Source organism: Scandinavium sp. M-37 (assembly GCF_043558715.1).
GTDB lineage: Bacteria > Pseudomonadota > Gammaproteobacteria > Enterobacterales > Enterobacteriaceae > Scandinavium > Scandinavium vulneris_A.
Genome location: NZ_JBIGIN010000046.1, coordinates 1 through 19,073 on the forward strand (window position 1 = coordinate 1; position 19,073 = coordinate 19,073).

The window sequence follows — 19,073 nt, forward strand, 5'->3', positions numbered from 1 at the left end:
TAATACCGTGAACTTCATACCCTTTTTCCAGCAGTAATTCTGCCAGATAAGAACCATCCTGCCCGGTAACGCCGGTGATGAGTGCGACTTTTGACATGTTTATATTCCTCTACTTACAGGGAGTTAATAGTTTCAACGCGTTCGCGCGTCACCACTGCGGGGTTGCCCCGGCAAATCTGATTTGCCGCGAGCGATTTAAATACGCTGCTGCGCGCGCCAACGACGGTGCCATCACCAATCGTGACGCCCGGTGCTACAAACACATCCGTTGCCAGCCAGCATTTCTCGCCAATCACAATCGGCGTCGCGTTAATATCAAAATGCGCGCTCATATAATCGTGACTGCCGGTACACAAATAACATTTCTGCGACACCACCGAATTGGCACCGATGGTAATGTCGCCAAGGGTATATAACACCGCGTCATCGCCCACCCACGCGTTATCGCCGAGGCTTAATTTCCACGGATAGGTAATTTTTACCGAGGGGCGAATCACTACGTTTTTTCCTATTTTTGCGCCAAACAGGCGTAATAAAAAAGCGCGCCAGCGGTAGAGAACCTGCGGCGACCAGGCAAATAATGTCGCCTGCACCGCCCACCACAATTGCACTTTAATGCCGCCCGCGCCCCGGAAGCCTTTTGGCACCGAGAACCCGCTTAAATCTTGCATCGTTATTCCTTATATTGACTATTTGTTATATAAGGCTTTGGTCTTGCCAGTGGTGCGTAAACGTAACCGCAGAGAAATTTCCGCTAAAAAACCTGGCATCCGTAATATCTGACGCTGCACATTTTTAGCATCCCGGCATAATTCCAGATTATTCGAGGTTGACACCCCGCCCATTGAAAATTCAGATACCAGACCTTTAATACGTTTGAAGGCATAACCTTCTTTATACATTTTTGCCGCCAGGGCGTAATCGGAAGATACGCGATATTGCAGATCGTACGGATAACGCTGCAGCCCCGTTAACGGGAAGAAAATAGCCTGATGGCTGGCCGGCAGGCTGTGATAAATATACCAACCTGGCTTCGCGCTGCGGCGGATTTTATGTCCGTCACCAAAGTCCAGCATCGCATCGCCAATCACCATCGCGTCATCATTCAGGCCGTTGAGCTGTCGCACGCACTGGGCGATATCTTCGTGGAAGATGTCGCCTGAGTTAAGGAAGATGGCAAACTTCCCGCGTGACATCTCAATGCCTTTATTCATGGCATCATAGATGCCTTTGTCCTTCTCGCTGAGGTAACGTAAGTTGTACTCACCGTTGAGGTTTTGCAGAAATTCGGCTGTGCCATCAGCAGAGCCGCCGTCAACCACTATCCACTCAAATTGAATGCCCGGATCGCGCGCCAGATGAGCCAATGACGCCCAGGTTTTCACCACGCCTTCATAATTTCGAAATGCAACGGTAATCACGCTCAGCAACATTTTTCGACTCCTTATTAGCTGTCCGTCAGTTTCAGCGCTTTACGCAGAATAAATGGACACACAATTAAAAACGCATATTCCGGGCTGAAAATCGAACCGGTAAAAAACAGTGACACCGGAAAGAACAAAAACAGCTGAACGCGAAAGTTTTGGTTATTACCAAACGCGCTAATCATCATTTTTCCGACTTTCGACATATACCAGGCTGTCAGGAAAACGGCGAACCATGAAAAATAAATGATTAGCAGATACAGACCATTGTCTATGGTTTTACCGACATCCGCACCGTTAAAGATTCCGAATGATGCAACATATTCGTAAAGCGATCCGAAACGTACTACCCCATCAATATGGGTCAGAGAATAACCGACCATCACCAGTGGGCCGATAATTCGGTAATACGAGGACGAGCCTTCCGTGCCGAGGTCGCCGAGGCGCTCAGATATATACGGAAATGCAAATACTAAACCGACTAAAAAGACCGCCAGCGAGATAATCGCCAGTGGCAATTTTTTACTGATCGCTTCCTTATTCAGATACTGGAAGGCCCACTCCAGTAAATAAAACAGGATAAACGTCATTACCCCGGAAAACGATCCTGAGAGAACTATCCCTGCCAGAATCATAGCATCGGTCTTAGGTGTTTTGATACCGAACTGTTTGATGCTGAGCCAAATTGAGATTAATGCCAGAGCGAAGAACGCCGGTTCGAAATAAAGGGCAGTGGTTCGCTTGCCGCCGAACTTGATAAAGTTCAGAACATAGCTGTTACTGTAAATAAGATATTTCGAAATTATCTCCATCAGGCTGCTGCCACCGCTGAGGATAATCTGAGCCATCTCCAGCGCCGCCAGCATCACTATCAGCCCAACCACCACATAAAAGAAGCGCAGGATTTTGCGGTAGTTGTGCGGGGAAATGGTTTTAAAGCGAATACTCCACACCATGCCGATGATGATGACGATGTAGATAAACAGCATCGTCGAGGTGACGTATTTGCTGGCATCCAGCGACTGACCAAAGATGTAGTTGAACAGCGTCAGCCCTGCCCCGGCACCCAGCGCAATCATCAGCTTTTTCAGGCTGATGCGCTCGACGTATAACAAAAGCAGTACCGGCAGGAAGGTGACAATGGTGATTGGGAAGCTTTCGCCGAGCTGGGCGATTTTGACGTTAACCAGCAGGTAGATTAACGGCAGCAGCAGATAGCTACAGATTCTGATAGAACGAGACATATTCCTCCAGCATCTGTTGTCCGCTGTAGGCCTCACGGCTGCGGGTGCGGAACGCGTCAAGCGTGGTGCCGAAAATGGCCTCCGCAATCTGCGCTTTCGGCAGCTGTACCAGCTGCAACACTTCCCCGGCGCTGACGGTGCGACCGCCGGATTTCGCCAGCACTTCCTGCGCCGCCTCGCTTGGGGTGGCGATCACCGGCACGCCGATGGACAGCGCTTCGCACAGGATCAGCGGATAGTTATCGACCCGCGAGCTGAACAGCAGCGCATCCAGTTGATTGAGTTCGCTCATCAGCTGGCGCTTGTTGGTCAGGAAGCCGTGGTTGATAACGTTGCTCCCGTCGAACGGGGAGAACTTGCCGAAGGTGTGAACTTCCACCGCATCGCCGAGGGCGATGATGTCGCGCACCAGCTGTTGATTAGTTTTGCCGTCGTAGCGTAAATCATGCGCCACCACCGCGATTTTCGGCTTACTGCCGGTGACACTCATCGGCTGCAGTTCTGCCAGAATGGCTTCGGTCGCCACATCAATACCGTTGTTAATAATCTGGCAGTGCCCTTCCCCGTACAGACGATTAAAGGCGTCGGCTACGTGCTGGCTCGGCGAGATAAACTGGCAGCCCAGGGCAATCATTTCGCGGAACAGCTGGCGCTTACCGTTGACTAACTGGCTCGCGCGGTCAATTTTAACCGGCGGATAGTTGGTCAGCGTCGGGCATTTGCCGCAGCCACTTTTCCACGCGTCGCAACCGTCGAGAAACGCACAACGTCCGGTTACGCTCCAGTGGTCATGCAGCGTCCAGACGAAATTCACGTCGCCCTTGTGCGCTTTCAGCTTGTGGCAAAAATCCACCACCTCTTCCAGATTCAGCCAGTAGCTGTGCAGCACGTGAAAATGCAGCACCACCGGCCCGGCCGTGCGGGTCACGGTGCGGTAGAGATTGTTCAGATTGCCGAACACATCACGATTGAACAGACGGAACAGCGCCAGGTTGGCCATCGAGGTCACACGCGAGGTGTGTTTGATGACGTTCGGGTAGTCGTCATGGCTGACGCTTTTCTTGCCGCCCTTGCCGTAACCGTAGACAAAATGCGATGCCATGCCCTGTTGCAGCGCGCGCTGGTGTAAATCCAGCGCCACGCCTGCCGCCCCGCCTTCTGCGAGACGGACGTTAAATTGCAGAATATTCATTTAATGACCTTTACTCGCGCTTTTTCACCCACCACCAGCGCGTTATCCGGTACGCTGTCCAGTACTACGCTGCCCGCGCCGACAGTGACGTTATTGCCAATGGTTATCTCGCCAATCATCACCACGTTCGCCCCGAGCTCAACGCCGTTGCCAATCACCGGGCAGGCCAGGCTGTCCGGGCCGCGGTTCCCAATGGTGACGCCGTGGCGAATGGTGAAATCATCCCCCGCCACCACGAATTTATTGATGACCACGGCATAACCGTGATGGATGGTGAAGCGACGACCAATGGTGGCTGCGGCCTGAATTTCATAGCCAAACAGACATTCGGTGATAAAGCGGTACATCAGCAACACCGGGGCGGCCCACAGGTTGTTAATGACGCTTTTCTTACGCCATACCGAGCAGAAATGGGCGATGCGATAGGCCATCACCATGCAGCACGGACGCAGGCTCCAGCTGTTAGCGCGTAAATCTTCGAGCAGCATTATTTCCCCCGCAGGCCATCGGCCAGACGTTTGCCGTTACGCACCGACAGCAGGGTCAGTAACGTGCGCCAGGTCATGCGCTTGTTGCGGATCTGGTACAGCGTGAACAGCTGGTACTTTTTACTCGCGCGGTCAAATTTGTCTTTGTGCTTACGGTAGAAGTGGAAATAGCCGGAGAATTTTTTCGGCGACGACGTAATCTGCATTTCACCGTGGTTGATGTGCAGTATTTGTGTCGCTTCTTCCACCTTCCACGGCTCGCCGTATTCGGTGACCATCCGCAGGAAAATGTCGTAATCCTGTGCCGCCTTCAGCTCGGTATCGAACAGGCACTCTTTGAAGCGCCACGCCCAGCTAAAGACCTGATTACCAATGATGTTGCGCTTGAAGAACAGCTTGCGCGAGAACGGTGATTTCGGGTACAGCGGCAGGCTCGCGGGCTGGGAATAGACTTCGCCTTCGCAGACGTAGTCATTGGCATACAGAAACGCGTGCGATGTGAGCTGGTGCTTGTGCTCGAGGAATACCGACAGACGGTTCGGCGTCCATTCATCGTCATCGTCGATGCCGGTGATGAACTGGCCTTTGGCCTGCAAAATCGCCTGATTGCGTACCGCGCACGCCCCGGAGTTGAAGTCGTTGCGGGTATAACGCACGCGGGCGTCATTCAGCCCGTCGACATACTGCTGCAACTGTTCAAAGGAGGAGGAACAGTCGTCGACGATAATCATTTCCCAGTGAGGATAATCCTGGCGCAGCACCGATTTGATGGCGCGAATGGCCAGCTGCTGCCGGTTCCAGGTTGGCATGTAAATCGAGATCAGAGGGTTTTGTATGGTCATTTTTATTCCCCAAATGGCGATGAACGACCGCACAACACAGTCCCCTCTCCCCTGTGGGGAGAGGGTTAGGGTGAGGGGTCAGGTGTATTATTTACTGTCGGATTTGTATTCGTACTCGTAGTAGCCGTAGTCCTGATAACCGGTGGCCCGACGGAAGATAGAGTTGAGGATGACCCCTTTAACGTGAATACCGTTTTGCTCGAAGCGACTGAGGCTGGTTTCCACTTCTTTCAGGGTGTTGACCGCGTAGCGTGCCACCATCAGCGTGGTGCCCGCATGGCGACCGACGATCCCGGCATCGGTCACCGCCAGAATTGGCGGGGTATCGATAAGCACCAGGTCGTACTGGCTGCTGGCCCATTTCACCAGTTCAGCAAAGCGGTCGCTCATCAGCAGTTCGGAAGGGTTCGGCGGCACCTGCCCGCGCGTCACCAGGTCGAAGTTGGTAATTGACGTGCGCTTCGCACAGCTCGCAATCTCACTTTTGCCAACCAGCACTTCCGACAGACCGTTATCGTTGGTGGTGCCGAGCAGTTCATGGGTGTAGCCCTTACGCATATCACAGTCGATAAGCAATACGCGCTTGCCGGTTTGGCTGATCACCGCCGCCAGGTTGGCACAGACAAAGGTTTTGCCGATTGACGGGCTGACCCCGGTCAGCATCAGCACATTGTTGCTGGCCTGCATCATGGCGAAGTGCAGGCTGGTTCGCAGACTACGCACCGCTTCAATGGCCAGATCCGTCGGATTGCCCACCGCCAACAGCTGGCTCTGCTTATAGCGTTTGACGCCCTTGATGGTTTTCACATGGTCGCGTTTCTTCTGCCATTCAGACAGCGGAATGCTGGCATACACGTTGATGCCGTTGTCTTCCAGCACCTGCGGGCTTTCAATCCCACGGTTGAACAGCGAACGCAGCAGCACGCCCAGAATAGAGAGCATCAAGCCGAGGATGATGCCGCCAAACACAATCAGCGCTTTTTTCGGCTTCAGGATGCCAGGCTGGGTGATGGCGGAGTCCACGATGCGCACGTCGCCGACGGTGCTCGCTTCCTGAATTTTCAACTCCTGCTGTTTGTTCAGCAGCTGCATGTAAACCTGCTGCCCGGATTCCACATCACGCGTCAGACGCACGATTTCCTGCTGGGTTTCCGGCATCGCGGTGATGCGTTTGTTGAGGTTAGCCTTCTCTTCTTCCAGCGTTTTGCGTTTTTCCAACAGCGTCCGGTATGCCGGGTGACGTTTGGTGTAGAGCTTCGAAATCTCCGCTTCGCTGAAGGTCAGCTGGTTAAGCTGGGCATCAATGTTGACCACCGAATCGAGCACCGATTTCGCTTCCAGCGACATATCCACCGAGTCTTTCTGCTGGCGATAAGCGTTGAGTTTGTTCTCCGCATCGTCCAGACGGGTCCGCACTTCCGGGAGTTGTTTGGCGAGGAAACGCAGGCTGCGGGAGGCTTCTTCCGATTTGCGCTCAATATTTTGCGCCAAATAGTTTTCAGCGATGCTGTTGAGGATGAGGCGGATCTGATCTTTGTCTTCGCCAGTGAACGTCAGGCTCAGCACCCCGGTGTCTTTACCGTTTTCGGTGACCGTCAGGTTGTTTTGCAGGTTTTTGACCATCCCCAGCGTTGAGTATTTGGTGACGGTAAATTCGCCCCCGGCCTGCGCATGGATGGCGCTAACTAACAGCGTGACGCCGGATTTGTTCAGCGGCTGCCCAACAACGCCGCGCGCACTGAAGCCACCGTCGCTGGTGAGCTGATAGCGGTTAGGCCCGAGCACTTCGAGGGTAAACACCTGCTCGCGCATACCCGCTGGCAGCGTGAAGGTATCCACGTTGACGCTCTCATTGGCACGGCCCATCAGGCGTTCCCAACCGTCACCAAAAATCGGCATCGTATTTTTGGTCACCGCGATGTCCAGATTCAGGTCATCAACGGTTTTGCCGAGCACCATACGGGACTGGATCAGCTGAATTTCCGCGTCAGACGCGGGCGGCTTGCTGTTCAGCGCCGAATTTAAATCCTGCACCAGAGAGCTGCTGGTGTTTTGCTCAATCTGCACCAGCGCATCGGCGCTGTAGATAGGGGTCGCAAAAAGGGTGTACACCACCGCGGCCACAGCGAATACAGCGGTAATGCCGAGCACCCACCATTTTGCCTCAACCACGGTGCCGACCAGGCGGCCAATATCGATTTCATCACCGCCCGACGCGTGTGGGAGCGACTGTTTTACGTTATCTGTCATTGTTATCCCTGCTGTACTTTCAGTGCCTGCGCCCACTGACGGGCAGACTGATCGAGTAAGTGGTAAACCGCTTCAAAAGCGTCGCGACTCTTGCGATAAGGATCGGGGATCTCGCGCTCATCATCCCAGTGACCAAACAGCATCACTTTGCCGCGCATTTCCGGTGCGATTTCGCACAGACGGGCAATGTGGCGTTTTTCCATGGTCAGAATGAGATCGTATTCGCGGCACATCTTTCCGGAGATTTGACGGGCGCAGTGCCCGTCCAGGGAAATGTTGTGAATGGCAGCCACGCTTGCGGCGCTGTCGTCTGCCCCTTTGCCCACCAGCGCCCCAAGACCTGCCGAGTCCACGTGCAGCGACGGAAGATAATTTTTCAGCAGCCGCTCCCCCGTCGGAGAACGGCAGATATTGCCGACGCATACCACCAGAATTTTGTTGAACATAATGGTTACCAGGTATGGATATCTTTCGCCGCATCCGTCATGTAGCGAACGCCACTGATGGTCGGCAGCAATTGGTTGATCAGACGGTTCCAACGCGTGACCGGTGCGGTCGTGACGTACACCACGTCATACGGTTGCAGCGTGAAGTTGGTCGCCATGACCAGTGAGGTCGCGTCGGACATATCGAGCTGATAGACGTTGGCAATTTTGCCGTTTTTGTCGTCTTTCAGCGGACGGATAACGAAGATGCCGCTGGCGTTGGAGGCCGTCATGTCCAGACCTTCTGCCTGGCCCAGCGCTTCGGTCAGCGTCATACCGCTGAAGTCCATTTTGAGGGTGCTCTGTTTCTTCACTTCGCCCATCACGAAGACTTTCAGATCATCGTTGCGCGGTACGAACAGGATATCGCCCGGATACAGCAGGCGGTTCTGGCTCAGATCGCCGTTTTGCATCAGCGCCTGCAGGGAAATGCGTTGCTCTTTGCCGTTATGGGTCAGCACCACGTTGCGCCAGTCTGCCAGGTCCGTCATCCCGCCTGCGGCGTTGATGGCGTCAAGCACGGTCAGCGGCACGTTGGTAATGGCCTGCTGACCTGATTTGTTCACCTGGCCGGAGACGTAGGCTTTTTGAGAGCGGAAGGCCGCCACGTTCACGTCAACCTGCGGGTCGGTGATGTAGGTGGCGAGACGCCCGGTTATCATGTCGCGGATTTCTGCCAGGGTTTTACCCACGACCTGCACGCGGCCAATGTAGGGATAGAAAATCGAGCCGTCGGGCTGAACCCAGTTACCGGTATCGCTGGAGCTACGATACTGACCCGCGGGAGTGGTTAACTCCGGGTGGTCCCAGACGGTGACGCTGAGCACGTCACCCGCGCCCACGCGATACTGATAATTGCTTAACTCCTGATCCAGCGACATGTTGGGCTGCGCGACGTTCGGACGTGGACGCAGTTGTTCAATCAGTCGCGGGGTCAGCGGATAAACATTCACCATCCGGTCGATGTCAAAATCAGCGTCTTGCTGCTTAACCACATCTTTTCCGAAGGTCGACATATTGCTGCCGGGCAGGACCGTGCAACCGCTCATCAGGATTGCAGACACCAATAATGGCATCAATTTCAGTTGGGATTTCATCATTGATTATTTATCACTTTGGCAGAGAAATTATCCTGTGCGAATAAAACAAACCAGATTTCATTCAGGTCATTTACATTGAGAATGCCGTTAACCGAAACGAAATATAACTGGCATCATTCCTAAAAAAACTTTATCCGCTCGCTAACAGTTGACAGAATAATCCAGTTTGAATTAGCGGCCAGCGGGCACGCTACCGCCCTTGGCTTTCAGTTACCAATCCACTGTTTAATCATTATGTTATGAGCCATCCCGGCACGAGGCGCTGGTCGGGACAGAGAGAGTGTGTATAAAACATCAAATGATTGGTTTCTCCGCTGGTAATAATCCCATCGGCGATCCCTAATATTCATTTAACGATTCGATTGTTACAGCAATGACAATATTCGACAAGGTAACAACTCCTATCGGCGTTGCTTTTAGGATAAATATTAAGAATCGGCTTCAGCTTTTAGGATTATCTTTATATTGACATTGACAGCAGTAGCGCCGGATACGGGATATAGCGGAGGTTATAAGGAAATAAAATAATTAATAACGTAAACTATAGGGATATATAATTTCCATGCAACGCCAATTATTTAAGATTAAACTCAGGGTATAATAGAATTTGAGTCAACGTTACAGAAGGGTTTGAACAACGTATGGAATGGATTGCCGATCCCTCAATCTGGGCAGGGCTTATCACCCTGGTCGTCATCGAGCTAGTGCTCGGGATTGATAATCTGGTGTTTATCGCGATCCTCGCGGAAAAGCTGCCGCCCTCAGAACGTAACCGGGCTCGTATTACCGGGCTGGTGCTGGCAATGGTGATGCGCCTGCTGTTGCTGGCGTCCATCTCGTGGCTGGTCACCCTCACCCGTCCGCTGTTTACCGTGCGGGATTTGAGCTTCAGCGCGCGCGATTTAATCATGCTCGGCGGCGGGTTATTCCTGTTATTTAAAGCCACGGTTGAACTGAACGAGCGGCTGGAAGGGAAAGATAACGACGGCCCGACGCAGCGGCGCGGGGCAAAATTCTGGGCGGTGGTGGCGCAAATTGTGGTGCTCGATGCGGTGTTCTCCCTCGACTCGGTGATCACCGCCGTCGGCATGGTCGACCATCTGCTGGTCATGATGGCGGCAGTGGTGATCGCCATCAGCATGATGCTGTTCGCCAGCAAGGCGCTGACCCGCTTCGTGAATAATCACCCGACCATCGTCATATTGTGTCTGAGCTTCCTGCTGATGATTGGTTTTAGCCTGGTGGCAGAAGGCTTTGGCTTCTACATCCCGAAAGGGTATCTGTACGCCGCAATTGGCTTCTCGGTGATGATCGAGGCCCTGAACCAGCTGGCGAACTTTAACCGCCGCCGTTTTCTGTCGGCCAACCAGAGCCTGCGCAGCCGTACCACCGAGGCGGTGATGCGCCTGCTCAGCGGACAGAAAGAAGACGCCGAGCTGGATGCGCAGACCGCATCTTTAATTGCAGACCATAAGGATGAGCCGGTTTTCGACCCGCAGGAACGACGTATGATCGAGCGGGTGCTGAATCTCAATCAGCGCAGCGTCAGCAGCATCATGACTTCGCGCCACGATATCGAACATATCGACCTTAGCGCTCCGGAAGCGGAGATCCGCGCCCTGCTGGACAAGAACCAGCATACCCGTCTGGTGGTCACCGGGGGCGATAGCGATGAGGAACTGTTGGGCGTGGTACACGTGATTGACCTGCTGAACCAGTCGCTGCACGGTGAACCGCTGGATTTACGCGCGCTGGTGCGCCAGCCGCTGGTGTTCCCGGAGACGCTGCCGCTATTGCCTGCGCTGGAGCAGTTCCGTAACGCCCGCACCCACTTTGCGTTTGTGGTCGATGAATTCGGTTCAGTGGAAGGGATTGTGACGCTCAGCGACGTGATGGAAACCATCGCCGGGAACCTGCCCAATGAGGTGCAGGAGATTGATGCCCGCCACGACATCCAGAAAAATGCCGACGGTAGCTGGACCGCGAACGGTCATATGCCGCTGGAAGATCTGGTGCAGTTTGTGCCGATGCCGCTGGATGAAAAGCGCGAGTATCACACCATCGCCGGGCTGCTGATGGAACATTTGCAGCGCGTACCGACCGCGGGCGAAACCGTCGACATCGACGGATTTACCCTGAAAACGTTACAGGTGGAAAATCACCGCGTACAGCGGGTGCAGATATTCCCGCCCGCGCGCCCGGAACTCGATTACCAAGTTTGAGACGGTTCAACAAAAAAGGCCCGACAGCAATGCCGGGCCTTTTCTCTATGACTGAATTAGAGTTTGTCTAACAATTTTTTAAGGTCTTTGCCCGACTGGCTATCCTGGTTTTTGTCAGCCCAGGCTTTGAGACGGTCACGGGCTTCGCTTTGCAATTGCTTACGCAGCACCTGATCCACGTGCAAACTGTAGTTGAGCGCGGTCCATTTACCGTAGACGCGCAACGGGATCGCCGTTTTCTTCAGGGTTTCTACCAGCTTGCTTTCGCCCTCCCAGCCGTCCACCACGCGCACATTGAAGCGCATGTCGCCCTCTTCTTTGACCAGATCCAGCGTGCCCTTGCCGTCCAGCGCCAGTAAGGACGATTTACCGGTCATTTCGTCGAGCGTCATTACGCCGTTGTCTAATTCCAGATTGCTGGAGAATTCATCCAGACGGGTGGCGCTTTCCAGATTTTCTTTGGCTGTCACATGGGTACTGCGTTCGACCGCCTGCTGCACCAGCTGCTGGAAGTTCAGCCCTTCGGCACGGGAATCCAGCAGCGAGACTTTGGCCTGGCCCTGCCAGCTGCGACGGAAGCTGTCCGCATCAATTTTGCCGCCGCTGAACTCGCCGTCGAGCGACAGCTTACCGGTGAGGTTGATAGGGTAATCAAAGGCCTTCAATAGGGTCGCGATTTGGATATTGTCGATCTTCGGCTGGAAGGTTGAGACCGGCGTATCGTGGCGGGCATCAACGCTGCCCGGCAGCGACAGGGTGCCGCCGTCGATTTTGCCCTGCAGTTCGGCGATAGTAAGCTGGCCGAAATCATTGTTAGCCTGCACGTTAACATCGCTGTAATTCATGCCGCGCCACAAAACTTGTTTGGCATTGAGCGCAATGCCCGCCCGGAAGCCGCGCAGACTGCTGTAGTCCGGGGTACTCATGTTCTCGGCGATCACCGGACGCTGCTGGCGAGACTGGCTTTGTCCTTGCTGATTGACGCTGGCGTTTGCCGATGGATTGGCCTGAGAAAGCAGGTTATCGAAATTGAGCTTGTCCGCGTGCAGGTTCAGCGTCCACTCCGGTTTGTCTGCCAGCACCACGTGGCCGTCGCCGCCAAGCGAGCTGTCATTCGCCGTCAGCTGCAGCTGGCTAAAGCTCAGGCGCTTATGATCTTCCTGCCATTCAGCCTGCAATGAGGCCTGCCCGCCGATGCCCTGCGGCGGCAGATCGGCCCCCTGCAGCTGCCAGTTGAGCTGGCTAAAGGTGGCGGTCAGTGAATGAGGATAATCGCCCGCGTTAATCTGCGCGCTGAAGGAGAGGTTCAGGTCACGCTGATCGCGGTTGACGCGACCGGAGAAATCAACGCTGGCGAGGTAATGGTTGTCCTGCTCCATTTGCAGTTTAATATCACGAATCGTGATTTGATCGTCGCCTTCATGCTGGAACACCAGCACGCTGTCGTCGACCTGCAGTTTGGCGATATCAAAGGACCAGCCTTTGTCTTCCGGAGCCTGAGGCAAGGTATTTTCGCGCGGTGGGACCGGAACATCTTTGCCCTTCACCGCTTCAGTCTTCGGCGTCAGCTCAATCACTGCTCCTTTGAGCATTACCTGATTGACCTGCAGCTGATGCGACAGCAGCGGCATCAGCGCCACATCGAGACGCATGTTGTCGGCTTTCACCAACGGCGCGGCAGCCCCCGGTTCGGTCAGGGTCATTCTGCCGGAAAGAATACTGAGCTGCGGCCAGACGTGCCAGCGCAGCGGGCCGTCCAGTTGAAGTTGATACCCGCTGCGCTCCGCCACCTGGCGCACCAGGTAGTCGCGGAAGTCGTTCGGATTAACCAGCAGCACCAGCGCCGACAGGCCGGCGACGATCACCACCAGCAAAATCATCAGCGTTGTCAGAATTCGTCTCATGATGTCTCCGACGTCTCAGTCACGCTCAGTCTTTATCGATACGACTGGCAACCGCACCCTGCTGATCGCGATACTTCGCGTCTTCGCGGCGGTTGTAGGGCCGTGCAGCCGGGCCAGAAAGCGGTTCGAAGCTCAGGGCACCGATAAGCATTCCCGGGCGCAGTGCCAGCGGCAGTTTGCCCGAGTTGTAGAATTCAAGCACGATGCAGCCGGACCAGCCGGGATCGATGCGATGTGCGGTCACGTGAACCATCAGGCCCAGTCGCGCCAGAGAAGAGCGTCCGTCAAGCCAGCCCACTAAATCCGCAGGCAGGGTCACGGATTCCAGGGTCACGGCCAGCGCCAGTTCGCCCGGGTGCAGATAGAATGCTTCGCCTTCGGCCAGCACGATTTCTTCACTCATCACGCGGTCAAGCGCGGCGCTGACCTCAGCTTTCGGCCCGCTCAGGTCGATAAACGCTGCCGTGTGTCCGCTAAACGTACGGAATTTATTGCCGAGGCGAACGTCCACCGTCGCACCATTAATGCGTTCCATCGGCGGTCGCGGGGTAATCGCAAGACGGCCTTCATCCAGCCAGGCTTCAATATCTCGGTCACACAGACGCATGCGTTATCTCCTTTAATGCAGTATGCCCGGCGTCTACCGGGTCATTATGCACAGTACATAATTCAGGGGAATTATTCAAAAAACTGACTAATTTTGGCCTTCAGAATATCAATGGCGATGCGGTTTTTCCCGCCACGCGGCACGATAATGTCGGCGTACTGTTTGGACGGCTCAATAAACTGCAGGAACATTGGGCGAACCGTTTTCTGGTATTGCGCCATCACGGAGTCCATTGAACGGCCACGCTCGTTAACATCACGCTTGATGCGGCGCATCAGGCAGATATCCAGCGGGGTATCGACGAAAATAGAGAAGTTCATCTCTTCACGCAGACGGGCATCAGTCAGCAGCAAAATCCCCTCGAGGATGATGACTTTCTTTGGCTTCACATGCACCGTTTGCGGCATACGGGTATGTTCGACATAGCTGTACACCGGCAGTTCGATCGCCTCGCCACGCTTGAGCATCTGCAAATGCTGAAACAGCAGGCTGTGATCCATCGCGCTCGGATGGTCATAGTTGGTTTTAACCCGGTCTTCCATCGACAGATGGCTCTGGTCTTTGTAATAGCTGTCTTCAGGGATCACACCAATGTGTTCATCGCCAACTTGTTCACGTAATTCGCGGTAAAGGGTACTGGAGATGAGACTTTTACCCGAAGCCGATGCGCCGGCGATGCCTATAATGACGCACTGATGAGACTTATCAGTCATATATTTTTGCGACCTGATTAACCTGGATGATAGGAAGGGTGACGCTGGAGCGCCAAACGCGGCAATTATAGGGATTTCAGCCCGTCGATACCAGTCGAAAACAACATTCACCGTTGTAGGGCTAAAAAGTGACTATTCGCAAATTAATATGTTCACTTTTCCAACGTGTTAGACAGTTTTCACGCTGCACCCTGAATTTATCTCGCAATCTGTTAAATAATGACCAGATGGCATAGGAAATGTAAATTGTTTGTACTAGCATGATCCCATTTATCATCCTAATGAATTCAGGCCAATTCCTCGTGAAAAGTCGCGGCCGGAAAGCCCTGGCGGAAAGCGGTAAATGAAGACATCTGAACAGCAAGTGCCCGTTACGCCCTCTCATCCCGTCCTGCGCATGTTTAGCCTCGGGCTGCTGACGTTCATTTTTACGCTTTTCTCGCTGGAATTAACGCGTTTCGGCACCTTTCTCGCGCCGCTGTGGTTCCCGACCTCCATTATGATGGTGGCGTTTTATCGCCACGCCGGGAAGATGTGGCCCCCGATTGCCGTCGCCTGTACGCTCGGCAGCCTGCTGGCATCCTGGGTGCTGTTCCCGCCGAGTACGCTGAACCTGATTTATCCGGCAATTAACGCCACCGAAGCCGCGCTGGGCGCGATTCTGCTGCGTAAATTTTTGCCGCGCTATAACCCGCTGCAAAACCTGCACGACTGGGTGCGGCTGGCGCTGGCCAGTGCGGTGGTCCCTCCGCTGGTAGGCGGCGTGCTGGTACTACTGCTGGCCCCGGCCGAACAGCCGCTCCACACCTTCCTGGTGTGGGTGCTGTCAGAGTCTATTGGCGCCCTGGCGCTAGTGCCGCTTGGCCTGCTGTATAAGAGCCGCTATCTGTTACGCCATCGCAATCCGCGGATGCTGATGGAAACCCTGCTCACCCTGGCGGTGACCCTGGCACTCAGCGCCATATCGATGCTCTGGCTGCCATGGCCGTTTACCTGCGTAATCGTCCTGCTAATGTGGAGCGCGGTGCGCCTGCCGCGCATGGAAGCCTTTACCGTTTTCCTTGTCACTATCATGATGGTCTCGCTGATGATGGCGAGCCACCCTGTCACCCTGCACACCCCGCAGATTTACGCCATGAGCAACGTGCCGTGGCTGCCGTTCCTGATGATCCTGCTGCCCGCCAATATTATGACTATGGTGATGTACGCCTTCCGGGCGGAGCGCAAACACATTACCGAGAGCGAAGAGCGCTTTCGCAATGCGATGGAGTATTCCGCCATCGGCATGGCGCTGGTGGGCACCGAAGGCCAGTGGTTACAGGCCAACAAAGCCCTGTGCAAATTCCTCGGCTACAGCCAGACCGAGCTGCGCGCCATGACCTTCCAGCAACTGACCTTACCGGAAGATCTCGACAGTGACCTGGCGCAGCTCGAACAGTTGGTCAGGGGCGAAATCAACACCTACACCATGGAAAAGCGTTACTACACGCGCAAAGGTGACGTGGTCTGGGCGCTGCTGGCGGTGTCGCTGGTACGCCACGCCGACGGGACGCCGCTCTATTTCATTGCCCAGATTGAAGACATTAACGACCTGAAACACACCGAGTGGGTCAATAAGCGCCTGATGGAGCGCATTACCCTCGCCAACGAAGCGGGCGGGATTGGCATCTGGGAGTGGGAGCTAGAGCCTGATCTTATCTCCTGGGATAAGCGCATGTTTGAGCTGTATGAGATCCCGTCCCACCTCAAGCCGACCTGGCAACTGTGGCATAACTGTCTGGTCGAAGAAGACCGGGAGCAGGCGGAGCACATTATCCGCAGCGCCCTCAGCGCCCGGGCGCCGTTCAAACTCGAATTCCGTATCCAGGTCAAAGAAGGCATTCGCCATATTCGCTCGCTGGCGAATCGGGTGCTGAATAAAGAAGGCGAAGTGGAGCGCCTGCTCGGCATCAATATGGATATGACCGAGGTGAAACAGCTCAACGAGGCGCTATTCCAGGAAAAAGAGCGCCTGCACATTACCCTGGATTCCATCGGGGAAGCGGTGCTGTGTACTGACGTCGATATGAACGTGATTTTTATGAATCCGGTTGCCGAAAAAATGAGTGGCTGGAATCAGGACGAAGCGATGAAGCAGCCGCTGCTTAACGTGCTGCGCATCACCTTTGGCGATAACGGCCCGCTGATGGAAAACATTCACAGCGGTGATATGTCGCGGACGGATATCGAACAGGACGTGGTGCTGCACTGCCGTCGAGGCGGCAGTTATGATATCCATTACAGCATTACGCCGCTCAGCACGCTCGACGGGCAAAACATCGGCTCGGTGCTGGTTATTCAGGATGTGACCGAATCCCGGAAGATGCTGCGCCAACTGAGCTATAGCGCATCTCACGATGCCCTGACCCATCTCGCTAACCGCGTTAGCTTTGAGAATCACCTCAAGCGCCTGCTGCAAACCGTGCAGGAAACCCATCAGCGTCACGCCCTGGTGTTTATCGATCTCGACCGCTTTAAGGCGGTTAATGACACCGCAGGCCACGCGGCGGGCGATGCGCTGCTGCGCGAGCTGTCGTCGATGATGCTCGGGATGCTGCGCACCAGCGATATTCTGGCCCGCCTCGGCGGGGATGAATTTGGCCTGCTGCTGCCGGACTGCAACGTCGAGAGCGCACGCTATATTTCCGGTCGCATCATTCAGGCCATTAATGATTATCACTTTATGTGGGAGGGTCGCCTGCACCGCATCGGGGCCAGCGCCGGGATCACCCTGATTGACGAGCACAACACCCTGGCCTCGGAAGTGATGTCCCAGGCCGATGTTGCCTGCTACACCTCGAAAAATAACGGACGCGGGATGGTCAGCGTGTATGAGCCTCAGCTGGACCGGCTGCATCAGCAGCGCAGCATGATGTCTCTGGATGAACAGTGGAACATGGTGCGGGACAACCATCTGCTACTGATGGCGCGCGGCGTGGCCTCGCCACGGGTGCCAGAAAGCAGCAACTTCTGGCTGCTGTCGCTGCGCCTGTGGACCAGCGAAGGTGAGATGGTGGAAGAACAGGCGTTCCGCCGAGGGCTGGCAGACCAGGAGTTGGTCCACGCCCTCGACCGACGCATCTATCAGGAGTTCTTCCAGCGCTGGGCGCACTTGGTTGCCGCCCGCGGGATAAGCGTCACCCTGCCGCTGTCGGCGGCCGGTCTGACCGGGCCGGTTTTGGTAAACGACATTCTCGATGGGCTGCAGCAAAGCGGGATGCCCGCACGACTTCTGCATCTGGTATTTAGCGCCGATAGCCTGATGCACTCCGGGGTTCAGGACGGCCTGAACCTACTGCGCCAGGCGGGCTGCAAAATCATCATCAGCCAGGTCGGTCAGGATTTAGAACTGTTTGAACACCTGTCGGCCGGTATGGCGGATTACATCATGCTGGATCCGGACATCATCGGGAACGTTCATACCAGCCTGATGGACGAGATGATGGTCACCATCGTGCAGGGCCACGCGCAGCGCCTGGGGCTCAAGACCATTGCCGGGCCGACCCATCAGGCGTTAACCATGGACACCCTCTCCGGCATCGGGGTCGATTTCATCTATGGCGATACCATTGCGGCGAACCAGCCGCTGGAACTGGTGCTTAACAGCAGCTATTTCGCTATTAACTGATCCGCAGGCTGAAACGCGTCGCTGTACCAGATGTGCAACAAGGCATAGGAACGCCAGGGATGCCAGCGCTCCGCATAGCGGCGGATTTGCGCCGGGGTCATGCCGGGAAAACGCTGTTTGATCAAATAGTCGTCCGGGAGGAACACGTCTTTCGCCTGCCAGCCACGCAGGGCGAAGTAGTTTGCCGTCCAGCGGCCGATGCCGGGGAAAGTTTGCAAGGCTTTCATTGCGGCCTCTATGTTGTCTGGCGGCGTCAACGGCAGCACCCCGGAGATCGCCGCCTGCGCCAGATGAATCAACGCCTCTGCGCGCCTGACCGGCATACCTAACGCTTTCAGCGCCAGCGGACAGGCCAGCGCCAGTTGCTGCGGCGTCGGGAAACAGGTGAAACCGGGTTCATCTTCCAGCGGCGTGCCATACGCCTTCGCCACGCGGCTGGTGAGCTTTGCTGCCATCGCCACGCTCACCAGTTGACCGAGGATCGCCCGCACGCCCTGCTCAAAAGGATCTACGCAGCCGGGCAGACGCAGGCCCGGTCGCGCGGCGGCCAGTTCGCCCAGCGCCGCCGATATCTGCTGCGGCTCACAGCGCAAATCGAAAAGCTGTTCAAGGCGTTGCAGACACGCCTCCTTCACTGGCAACAAGCCGTCAGACAGCGTAATGACCAGCGTTTGTGAGGCTTCGTCCGGCGTGACGCGCATCAGGCCTTGATGACCATCGAGGGCAAAACTGCGGATATAGGTTTGCCCTGCAAAGCGTTCGACGCCTTCAACAGTACGTGCCGCCAGAAAACCCATCATCCAGGCCCAGTCATACGGCGCTTGCCACGGTAACGTAAACATCATCCCTCCTCGGTAAGTCGCTCAAGCATAACTGCTTAAGGTGTTTGGTGCCTTGCTTTCATATTCCAGTTGTCGCCAGCGTAACATTCCGCT

At 55.1% G+C, this 19,073-nt stretch carries 16 protein-coding genes; 2 read left to right on the forward strand and 14 right to left on the reverse strand.

What is annotated here, in order from left to right; all coding sequences use genetic code 11:
* The 10 genes from ACG0Z5_RS21790 to ACG0Z5_RS21835 all read right to left on the reverse strand — a co-directional run.
* Positions 1-97 (reverse strand): GDP-mannose 4,6-dehydratase (locus ACG0Z5_RS21790; RefSeq protein ID WP_394451161.1); only part of this gene is annotated, 97 nt, incomplete at its 3' end.
* Positions 98-113: 16 nt separating this feature from the next.
* On the reverse strand, positions 114-671 hold the full coding sequence (gene wcaF, locus ACG0Z5_RS21795) for a colanic acid biosynthesis acetyltransferase WcaF (protein ID WP_394451118.1): 558 nt from the start codon (positions 669-671) through the stop codon (positions 114-116).
* Positions 672-689: 18 nt separating this feature from the next.
* Positions 690-1,433, reverse strand: a complete 744-nt coding sequence (wcaE, locus tag ACG0Z5_RS21800) for a colanic acid biosynthesis glycosyltransferase WcaE (protein WP_394451120.1) — start codon at positions 1,431-1,433, stop codon at positions 690-692.
* Positions 1,434-1,447: 14 nt separating this feature from the next.
* Positions 1,448-2,668: a colanic acid polymerase WcaD gene (wcaD, locus tag ACG0Z5_RS21805; protein WP_394451121.1), complete on the reverse strand. Its 1,221-nt coding sequence runs from the start codon at positions 2,666-2,668 to the stop codon at positions 1,448-1,450.
* Positions 2,643-3,860, reverse strand: a complete 1,218-nt coding sequence (gene wcaC / locus ACG0Z5_RS21810) for a colanic acid biosynthesis glycosyltransferase WcaC (protein WP_394451123.1) — start codon at positions 3,858-3,860, stop codon at positions 2,643-2,645. Before wcaC ends, wcaD begins: the two co-directional genes overlap by 26 nt.
* Positions 3,857-4,345 carry a colanic acid biosynthesis acetyltransferase WcaB gene (gene wcaB, locus ACG0Z5_RS21815; protein ID WP_319629019.1) on the reverse strand — a complete coding sequence of 163 codons (489 nt, stop codon included), beginning with the start codon at positions 4,343-4,345 and terminating at the stop codon, positions 3,857-3,859. The genes wcaC and wcaB overlap by 4 nt, the downstream gene beginning before the upstream one ends.
* Before the next feature lie 2 nt (positions 4,346-4,347).
* On the reverse strand, positions 4,348-5,190 hold the full coding sequence (gene wcaA, locus ACG0Z5_RS21820; RefSeq protein WP_394451125.1) for a colanic acid biosynthesis glycosyltransferase WcaA: 843 nt from the start codon (positions 5,188-5,190) through the stop codon (positions 4,348-4,350).
* 87 nt (positions 5,191-5,277) lie between these two features.
* Complete coding sequence (gene wzc / locus ACG0Z5_RS21825; RefSeq protein ID WP_394451127.1) at positions 5,278-7,440, reverse strand: tyrosine-protein kinase Wzc; 2,163 nt, start codon at positions 7,438-7,440, stop codon at positions 5,278-5,280.
* A 2-nt stretch (positions 7,441-7,442) separates the two neighbouring features.
* The gene (gene wzb, locus ACG0Z5_RS21830; protein WP_319628997.1) at positions 7,443-7,886 is read right to left on the reverse strand and encodes a low molecular weight protein-tyrosine-phosphatase Wzb; all 444 of its coding nucleotides are present in this window, start codon (positions 7,884-7,886) and stop codon (positions 7,443-7,445) included.
* Positions 7,887-7,891: 5 nt separating this feature from the next.
* The gene (locus ACG0Z5_RS21835) at positions 7,892-9,025 is read right to left on the reverse strand and encodes a polysaccharide export protein (protein WP_394451130.1); all 1,134 of its coding nucleotides are present in this window, start codon (positions 9,023-9,025) and stop codon (positions 7,892-7,894) included.
* A 641-nt stretch (positions 9,026-9,666) separates the two neighbouring features.
* Between ACG0Z5_RS21835 and ACG0Z5_RS21840 the strand changes: the two genes are divergently transcribed.
* Complete coding sequence (locus ACG0Z5_RS21840; protein ID WP_394451132.1) at positions 9,667-11,247, forward strand: TerC family protein; 1,581 nt, start codon at positions 9,667-9,669, stop codon at positions 11,245-11,247.
* A 56-nt stretch (positions 11,248-11,303) separates the two neighbouring features.
* Here the strand turns inward: ACG0Z5_RS21840 and asmA are convergent, their stop codons facing one another.
* The 3 genes from asmA to udk form a co-directional block, all read right to left on the reverse strand.
* A complete protein-coding gene (gene asmA, locus ACG0Z5_RS21845) occupies positions 11,304-13,151 on the reverse strand; it encodes an outer membrane assembly protein AsmA (RefSeq protein WP_394451134.1) in 1,848 nt (615 codons plus the stop codon).
* A gap of 25 nt (positions 13,152-13,176) precedes the next feature.
* The gene (dcd, locus tag ACG0Z5_RS21850; protein WP_394451136.1) at positions 13,177-13,758 is read right to left on the reverse strand and encodes a dCTP deaminase; all 582 of its coding nucleotides are present in this window, start codon (positions 13,756-13,758) and stop codon (positions 13,177-13,179) included.
* A gap of 71 nt (positions 13,759-13,829) precedes the next feature.
* Entirely contained in the window at positions 13,830-14,471 is a 642-nt protein-coding gene (gene udk / locus ACG0Z5_RS21855) for a uridine kinase (RefSeq protein ID WP_319628992.1), read from the reverse strand.
* Between the two features lie 343 nt (positions 14,472-14,814).
* On the opposite strand from udk, the gene ACG0Z5_RS21860 reads away from it, so the two are divergent.
* The gene (locus ACG0Z5_RS21860; protein WP_394451139.1) at positions 14,815-18,138 is read left to right on the forward strand and encodes a diguanylate cyclase; all 3,324 of its coding nucleotides are present in this window, start codon (positions 14,815-14,817) and stop codon (positions 18,136-18,138) included.
* On the opposite strand, the gene alkA is transcribed toward ACG0Z5_RS21860, so the two are convergent.
* The gene (gene alkA, locus ACG0Z5_RS21865; RefSeq protein WP_394451141.1) at positions 18,120-18,980 is read right to left on the reverse strand and encodes a DNA-3-methyladenine glycosylase 2; all 861 of its coding nucleotides are present in this window, start codon (positions 18,978-18,980) and stop codon (positions 18,120-18,122) included. The two genes, ACG0Z5_RS21860 and alkA, sit on opposite strands and share 19 nt — an antisense overlap.
* Positions 18,981-19,073 lie beyond the last annotated feature (93 nt).